Source organism: Loigolactobacillus bifermentans DSM 20003 (assembly GCF_001434575.1).
GTDB classification, from domain to species: domain Bacteria; phylum Bacillota; class Bacilli; order Lactobacillales; family Lactobacillaceae; genus Loigolactobacillus; species Loigolactobacillus bifermentans.
Genome location: NZ_AZDA01000081.1, coordinates 1 through 8,438, shown reverse-complemented (window position 1 = coordinate 8,438; position 8,438 = coordinate 1). Strand labels below are relative to the sequence as shown.

Below are 8,438 nucleotides of genomic sequence, written 5' to 3'. Positions count from 1 at the left end.
GCCCATGATACCGGGGTGACACTGTACTTGGAGAACTTATGGTGAATAATTCAGGCGACAATTTAAAATCGCCATTTCCTACATTTTATAACCGCTCTTTTGCCCTTATTTATGATCTTGATGAAAGTATTTCTGCTCAGCCTGATGACGTAACTCGGCCGCTTCTTGTAATGTAGTTGCTTTTTTATTTAATACATATTGCCCGTGATAACGAAGTCAGGCTAAGTAGCGTCCACTTTGCTTATCAAAAGATACACCGAGTATCCCTGTATGATTACGCTTTGACTTTCTAACCGAATTCAAAAAAACACCATTATCATCCATCAACGCATTAATATTCCCCTGCTCTAGCTTAAAGCTTCGATTTCTTTGAGCATTCTGCTTAGCGGTCTCAGAACATAAACAACCACAGCTTCGTGTGCGTCCCACTCTTAATGACTGTCCATCAACGGTTATTTGATTGCCACAGTCACACTGACACAATATCACCATCCGCTATAGGCATTGATTATAAGCAATTTTAGCCATGATATGGCATTGTAAAGGGAATATTGTTAATTCCGCCAGTTGTCAGCCCAATCATTTCTAACATCGTAGGCGTAATTCCAAGATCAGCGAGATCAGATTGAGAAAGTTGATAACGAATGGATTTTTCATCCCCGTTTTCAACCTTTTGTACCCATTTTGGTTCCCAGAGCAACTCATGACCAATTGCAACCATATCGTACCGGCTAGCTGTTGCTTCCGCTTCCTCGGGTGTTTGTATGCCACCTACAACAATCATCGGAAAGGCACCATCAATAGCTTCCTTTATCACATCATTAACAATTTTGTTTGAACTTGAATCGCGTAGCGGTGTTTGCCACACATCTCCTTGCGATACATGAAGGTAATCAATTTTTGTCTGCTTCAACGCTTGAATAAGCGCTAAAGTATCATCCAAAGTAATACCAGGATTTTCTAGCTCCTCTGGTGAAATCCGATACCCAAGTATAAATGGTGTCTTAGCATACTCCTCAATCATTGAGTTAACTTCATTCACAACTGCTAGCGGGAACTTCATACGCTTTACTAAGCTTCCTCCCCAGTCATCATCGCGTCGATTGGAGTGCGGTGAAAAAAACTGTTGAATCAGATAGGTATTCGCACCGTGAATTTCAACACCATCAAATCCAGCTTGAATCGCACGCCGTGTTGCCTCGCCAAAATCTTTGATTGTTTGTAAAATTTCTTCATTACTTAAAGGACGTGGTGTTTCATATCCTGGCCGCGGTGCAGCAATCGCACTAGCGCTAACGGGTTGTTTCCCACGAAGAATCTTCGAATTGGTCATACGACCTGCACTAAAAATCTGAACGATTGCTTTAGTTCCACCACGCTTCATTGCAGCAGCAAGTTCTGAAAGTCTTGGAATAAATTTGTCATCTGCAATACTTAATTGACCTTCAAAACCTTTGGCCTCTCCATTGACGCCTGCGGTACCAGTAATAAACATTCCCGCACCACCTGCTCGCTGCGAATAATAGTCAATTTCATCACGAGTAACGACACCGTCTTCAAACGACATACGTTCCGTCATTGGGGGAATGATCACTCTATTTTTCAAGGTGATTCCTTTATGCTCAAAAGTCAGTGGTTTTAAAAACTTATATTCTGTCATATTATTAAAATCCTCCTAGAATCAAACTAATCCAAGTGTGGCTGCCCGGTTGAGGCACTTGTGCCACCATCAACTGTTAAAATAGATCCTGTGATGTAATTCGCATCATCCGATGCAAGAAATAACACTGCTGGTGCAATATCTTCTGGATGCGCGGGACGTGCCAACGGGATTCGATTAACATATGGTGATAGTTGCTCATCACTTTGTCCAATCCCTTTAGTCATCTCTGTTAAGGTTAGTGCAGGCGCCACCGCATTAATTCGAACGCCATCAGCGCCCCAGTCTAACGCTAGAGAACGTACAAAACCATTGATGGCATGCTTACTGGCATTATAGACCGCCTGTGCCCAGTCGCCACCAGCACCAGAAACAGAAGAAATCGCCACAAAATTCCCTCGCGTTTTCTTCAATGCCGGATAAGCCGCCTTAGCAAGATAGAAAAAGCCATCAATATTCGTAGATCGAACTCGCTGCCAAGCTTCCTCTGTTGTATCTGATAGAGTAGCATTCGTATAGGCAGCCGCATCGCTAACGACAATATCGATTCTTCCGAAATGATTCTCAGTTTCTAAAACTAATTGTTGCGCGGTTTCTGGTTTAGAAATATCTGCTCCAATTGGGAGCACGCACGTTTTTGGATAGCCTGACACCGTTTCTTGTAATTTTTTAATGCGTCGTCCTGCCAAAGCAACCTTAGCGCCATTGGCTAAAAATTGCTTGACAATTTCTCGCCCAATACCGCTACCACCACCAGTCATCAAAACGACTTTATCTTTTAGATCATACGCATTTGTCATTTGAAATAACCTCCCATTTAATTTGACTATTTTTATACAAACATAATAGTATACGCATTGGTACCACTTTAGAAGTACTGACTTTTTTGATACTGCCTGCAACGCATAGAATATGCCTGACCTGTCGTAACGCAACCAATGGTCCGCATGCTTGTTGTAGCTCATTAAGTCTGGTCATATGCTTTTTGAAGTAGTATCACGATTGATGATTGACCTTTGAAGGAGTCTTGAATATGCAGAAAACATATGAACAAATGATTCGCTGCCACTGCGCTTCTGCCAATACAATGGCACTAATTGGCGGAAAATGGAAAATTATTATCTTAGATCACCTTCGCGATGGCACACAACATTTCAACGAGTTGCAGCGATCGATAGCAGGGATCACACCACACACACTTAGCCAGAATCTCAAAGAGCTTGTTAGTGATGGGCTTGTCTCGCGACAAGACTTCAAAACAACACCACCAAGTACAGCATACTCTCTTGACACCCTTGGAAAGGAGCTACTCCCCATACTCACAGCGATTACTACCTTTGGTGAGAATCACCCACTGATTAAATGAAAAACACAGTGAACGGCTATCACACTACTTAAAAGTGCGATAGCCTTTTTAGAATTGATTACAACGTTGATTTGCCAATACTCTCTGGTAAACGTATGGTCTGAATTATTGGGTACAGCACCAGCAACGCTAAGAAGCCAAAGCAAATACGATATGCAATATCTACTGCCACAAAATTAGCCGACATCGCAATAATGATACTGACAAAGGAAACGCCCATACCCTGGGCTAAATTTTGCATAACCGAATTCAAAGTATTGGCATCATTTCGTTTATCCATCGGAATATCTGCAAAGCTCAAACCATTATACGCGCCTAAACCTAATGATCTAGCAGCTCCAGAAATAGCCGCTAATAACCAAATTGCTACTGCCGGTGTTGAAGGCATGATAAAGACTAAACCAAATGCACTAAAAGCAACTGCAATATAAGCAATCAGCAACGATTTACGATAACCGAGTCCTCGAATCATTGGCGTCGTAAACGGTTTACTGCTTATATTGCCTAAAAAGATAAACAAAACATAAGTCCCAGCTTTGAGGGCTGACCATCGGAAGATATTCTGTAAGAAAGTCGTCAATAGATAAGGCATTGCACCAACTGATAACCACAGGAAAACACCACTAGTTTGAGTGACGCGAAATGATTGAATACTGAATGCCGATAGTGAGAAAAGTACGTTCTTACCGTATCGCAAATGCCGATAGCCAATTATTGCAGCAACAATACCTACACCAATGCCAAACAATGCAATAAAGGTGTATCTTTTTCCATATGTTCCTAGTTCTAAACTACCCAGAATTGTTGCAGACATAATTGCAATTGCAAGAAATCCTTTAACATCAAACACACTACGCTTGAAATTAGTATCCTGATCAATTAAACGTGTTCCAATCAACCAAATCACAATGCCAATGGGTAGGTTGATTAAAAAAATCCACCGCCAATCTAATATGGCTAGAATCGCACCACCGGCAACCGGCGCGATTGCCGGTGCAACTAATGCTGGCCAAATTAGATAACTCGTCATCTGCAACAATCGTGAGGATTCTGTTTTCTCGAGAACAATAATTCTTGCCGTTGGTGTCATGAGTGACCCAAAAACACCTTGAAGCACGCGCATCAGCAATAACATTATAAAGTTAACGGCTAGAGCATTGCCTAGAGAGCTCAAGGTAAAACCCAAAACTGCAACTAACCAAATCCGTCGTTGACCGAAATGTTGACTAATCCACCCGCTAAGTGGAATACAAATTGCGACTGTAATCATATAACTGCTGATAAGTAACGAAGCCGTTGTTGACTGTACTCGCATTGCACGCGCCATTGACGGCAGAGCAGTCGTAACGATCGTTCCGTCCATTATTTCCATAAATAAACTAGCCGCCATCAATAGTGCGACCTTTATTTGCTTTGACATATGAACCTCCATGGCTGTATTTTGCGTTGATTGACGTTAACGCTTACGATCACAGACAAAATTCAGGCGATTCATATTGCATTAAGAGACTTCGATAAACTTATTGAAACCATCAGTGCAACTATGGCAAAAATTGCACCAGTCGGGCCAACACTCACTAATCCAAAGGTCTCAAATGACCAACCAGCCGCCGCTGATTCTAACGCAATTCCGATGTTTGAAAAAATAGAATTAAAAGCGGAAGCAATCACTATTGATTGTGGATATTCACGCTCGGCAATATCCATAAAATGAAGCTGTATCGGTGAGTTATTCAAATACATGGTTAATCCCAGTATCATTACCCCAATCACACCAAGGATCTGATACTGAAGGAACAGCGGAAATGTAACTAAAGTAACTGCCTGGATTGCAAGAAAACATATTATTTTGTAGTAAATCATGATTTACTACAAAATAGCCACCCATCAGATTGCTAAACAATGACATGCCATGATATGCGAATAGAATTGGCGTCAACCCTACAACCTAAATCAGTAACATTCGTAACTGATTACTAAATTTAACCGTTTCCTCCTGCCTTACAAAATGAAGTAACACTATATACAACAGTATTGTTGTAACACCACTAAAAGAAAAGCGCACATCATCCGATGCGCGTGCTCATCTACACACCCTGTAACACACCAAAGGCGCTCACCATATTAAAAACCAGAGAATGTCCAGACAATTTTTCTCGCGGAGCTATAACGACTTCAAACGTGATAACAATCGAAACTGATACGCCTTCACAATTCTCTCTCACCATAAAAACGAGAAAATCTCTAGCTTCTTCACGTTTTTAGATACTATAATTCTTCATGTGTCTTTGGATCTTGATCAGTGACACGACCACCACTGCAATCCAGTGCGACAATTGCCTCAACTTCATTTGCCGTCAATGTAAAGTCAAAAACATCTAGATTTTCTGCTTGTCTAGTTGGATTTTGTGAAAGTGGTAATGGGAGCACTCCCAGTTGAACTTCCCATCGTAAGATAACCTGTGCAGGCGATTTATGATATTTCTCCGCCAATTGTAAAACTGGCGCAAGAGTGAGTAGATTGTGTCCATGACCACCCAATGGGCTCCACGCCTCTGTCAAAATGCCATGACGCTTATCATAGTCAAGCTGATCAACCTGACTAAATGTTGGGTGTAACTCAACTTGATTGACCGCAGGAAATTCTCCGGTATCTGCTTGTAGCCGATCTAAATGTTCTGGAAGAAAGTTTGAAACCCCGATTTCACGAACTAAGCCAAATTTTTTAGCGTCGATTAGCGCCTGCCAAGCCTCAACATATTCATTGCGTTGTGGATTAGGCCAATGAATTAAATATAAATCAAAGTATTCAAGGCCCGTTCGGTAAAGCGACTCCTGAATAGCATTGATTGCTAAATCGTATCGATGGTAGCGACCTGGTAACTTCGATGAAACCAAAATCTGGTCACGAGGCACTGATGACTGACGGATTGCTGCGCCAACAGTACCTTCATTTTCATAGTTATATGCAGTATCTATCAATCGATACCCCGCGCTTAAAGCGCTACTAATCGACTGCACAGCTTTAGCGCCACGAAATCCCGATGTCCCAAATCCAATCAATGGGAGTTGTAACCCGTCGCTTAAAATGTGGGTAGTTTTCATTTCAATGCTCGCTTTCTTAATTAGAATTTTTCTTGTTCTTCAATATCTGCCAGCCGTGACAAAAATAAATAAATAACATGAAGATCGGCCTCACTGAAATCAGACATTTTGCGCTCAATAGTATTGTTTTTAAGGACTAGTAATTCGTTATGTGTCCGCGCAATCGATTTACCGTTAGCAGTTAATGTATAACGTTTGTAACGTGCATCACGTGCATCAACTGTATATGTCACAAGGCCTCTATTCTGTAAAAGGGTTAATTGTTTCGAAAGTGTCCCACGTAATAGTGACAAGTCATCGCAGATTTGCTTTGCAACAGTTTCAGGGTTGGCAAGTAAGTACGACAAAATATGAAAATGTACAGTCGCTAGCCCTTTAGCCATGGGTTGCCGCTGATTGATCCAGCGTTTTTCTTTGTCATTCTTATCGTCCAACATCAGGAGATGGTGATAAATGTTTAGAATCTCACGCTTTGTTGTCACACTGATTACTCCTTTGATTTTTAGTAATTACAATCAAAAACTAGTTTCCCAAGAAACTATAATCAGAATACGTTCATTTTGGTATTTTGTCAAGCAATCAGCCGGCCATTAACGTTCAACTAAAGTGCCACTCAAAATCGTTCCTAACACACAACAATCGTAAGCTCATAATAAAGTATTCCCATTTAAAAGAACCTATTTTATATTTTAGCGTGCAGCCGCACCAATATTTTTTGGTAGTATTAAAGTTTCTATGATTGGATATACAACTAACAAACCTAAAAAAACAAAACATACGCGATATGCTTGAGCCATCGCCATCACTGTACTAAACATCGCGATTACAATACTGACTAGCGATATTCCTAATCCTTGCGCCAAGTTCTGCATGACTGAGTTTAAAGTGTTCGCATCATTACGCTGTTCAAATGGAACGTCTGCAAAACATAAGGCATTATACGAGCTAAGGCTTAATGAACGCATCGCACCTGATATAATTGCTAAACCCATGATCATCCAAGTTGGTGTTTGCACTGTAACAAAAGCTAAACCCGCCGCACTTGCAAAGATAAGTATAAAAGAAATCAACAAATTGAACTTATAACCAAAATTCCGAATCAATGGTGTCGTGGCCGGTTTAATACTTACATTACCGACAAAAATAAATAATACATAGCCACCAGCTTTTAATGCCGACCAATGAAAAATATTCTGCAGAAAAATCGTTAGTAAATAGGGCATAGCGCCTACGGATAACCATAGAAAAAAGCCACTTATTTGTGATGTTCGAAAAGACGGAATGTGCATTGTGTCCAAAGTAAATAATGGTGCAGTCGATTTTTTTAGATGCCAATAGCCGAAAAAGGCAACCAAAACACCAAAAACAATTAATAAACCTGCTAACCAAGCCCAAGCTAAACCGTGGGTGCCTGCTTCAAAACCTCCCAAAATACTAATAGACATTATCGCAATTGCTATAAAGCCTACCGCATCAAAAGGCAATGCTTCATTTACATGATCAGCTTCAATGAGTTGACGTCCAATAAACCAAATCACAACACCAATCGGGAGATTAATCAAAAAAATCCAGCGCCAATTCAAAACTGCTAAAATAGCCCCACCAGCAACAGGTGCTATTGCTGGGGCTAATAGCGCTGGCCAAACTAAATAACTAGTCATCACTAGCAATTGCTCCGGTTTAGTTTTCTCTAACACAATGATCCGTGCAGTTGGTGTCATAAGCGAACCAAAAGTACCTTGCAAAATTCGCATTACAAGTAACATGCTAAAGTTTACTGCTAAAGCATCGCCTAAAGAACTAAGTGTAAAACCGGCAACCGCTAGTAACCAAATCCTTTTTTTTCCAAAGCGCTGACTGATCCAGCCACTTAAGGGGATACAAATCGCAACGGTAATCAGATAAGCACTAATCATCAGAGCGCTACTTGTTGTTGAGATTTGTAGTGCTTTAGACATAGTAGGTAACGCAGTCGTTACAATGGTACCATCCATGATCTCCATAAATAAACTAGCTGCCATTAAAAATGCAACTTTAATCTGCTTTGACATATGAACCTCCCCATTTTGAATACGTGTTAATTAACTTTAACATTTGTGTCATAGTCGCTTTATAAGCACCGATAGAATAGTAATTACCAAATTAATTGTAATAAATCAAACCAAAGCAAAGCCGGACCGATGTAAAAAAATAGCCCAACAGTTAAGGTTAGTTGGGCTATTTCTTCGTTCAAATCATATTTAAAAAATTAAACCTGAATTATGCATATGCATCAAATTGATTGGCCAAATTATCAGTTTTACGTAA

8 protein-coding genes are annotated in these 8,438 nt (G+C 40.5%); 1 reads left to right on the top strand and 7 read right to left on the bottom strand.

Annotated elements, in window-relative coordinates; genetic code table 11:
• Positions 1 to 520: 520 nt before the first annotated feature.
• Together FC07_RS08970 and budC are read right to left on the bottom strand one after the other, a co-directional pair.
• Positions 521 to 1,660, bottom strand: coding sequence for an NADH-dependent flavin oxidoreductase (locus tag FC07_RS08970; protein WP_057904765.1), 1,140 nt, complete (start codon positions 1,658 to 1,660; stop codon positions 521 to 523).
• Between the two features lie 26 nt (positions 1,661 to 1,686).
• A complete protein-coding gene (gene budC / locus FC07_RS08965; protein WP_057904764.1) occupies positions 1,687 to 2,460 on the bottom strand; it encodes a meso-2,3-butanediol dehydrogenase in 774 nt (257 codons plus the stop codon).
• Between the two features lie 233 nt (positions 2,461 to 2,693).
• Between budC and FC07_RS08960 the strand changes: the two genes are divergently transcribed.
• Entirely contained in the window at positions 2,694 to 3,026 is a 333-nt protein-coding gene (locus FC07_RS08960; RefSeq protein WP_057904763.1) for a winged helix-turn-helix transcriptional regulator, read from the top strand.
• Between the two features lie 58 nt (positions 3,027 to 3,084).
• On the opposite strand, the gene FC07_RS08955 is transcribed toward FC07_RS08960, so the two are convergent.
• The 5 genes from FC07_RS08955 to FC07_RS08935 all read right to left on the bottom strand — a co-directional run bounded on the left by FC07_RS08955 (position 3,085) and on the right by FC07_RS08935 (position 8,182).
• Positions 3,085 to 4,446 (bottom strand): MFS transporter, encoded by a 1,362-nt coding sequence (locus FC07_RS08955; protein ID WP_057904762.1) that lies wholly within the window; start codon positions 4,444 to 4,446, stop codon positions 3,085 to 3,087.
• A gap of 71 nt (positions 4,447 to 4,517) precedes the next feature.
• Entirely contained in the window at positions 4,518 to 4,889 is a 372-nt protein-coding gene (locus tag FC07_RS08950; RefSeq protein ID WP_057904761.1) for an MFS transporter, read from the bottom strand.
• Between the two features lie 405 nt (positions 4,890 to 5,294).
• Positions 5,295 to 6,131 carry an aldo/keto reductase gene (locus FC07_RS08945; RefSeq protein ID WP_057904760.1) on the bottom strand — a complete coding sequence of 279 codons (837 nt, stop codon included), beginning with the start codon at positions 6,129 to 6,131 and terminating at the stop codon, positions 5,295 to 5,297.
• Positions 6,132 to 6,151: 20 nt separating this feature from the next.
• On the bottom strand, positions 6,152 to 6,613 hold the full coding sequence (locus tag FC07_RS08940; RefSeq protein WP_155797757.1) for a MarR family winged helix-turn-helix transcriptional regulator: 462 nt from the start codon (positions 6,611 to 6,613) through the stop codon (positions 6,152 to 6,154).
• 207 nt (positions 6,614 to 6,820) lie between these two features.
• Entirely contained in the window at positions 6,821 to 8,182 is a 1,362-nt protein-coding gene (locus FC07_RS08935) for an MFS transporter (RefSeq protein ID WP_057904759.1), read from the bottom strand.
• Between the last annotated feature and the right edge of the window lie 256 nt (positions 8,183 to 8,438).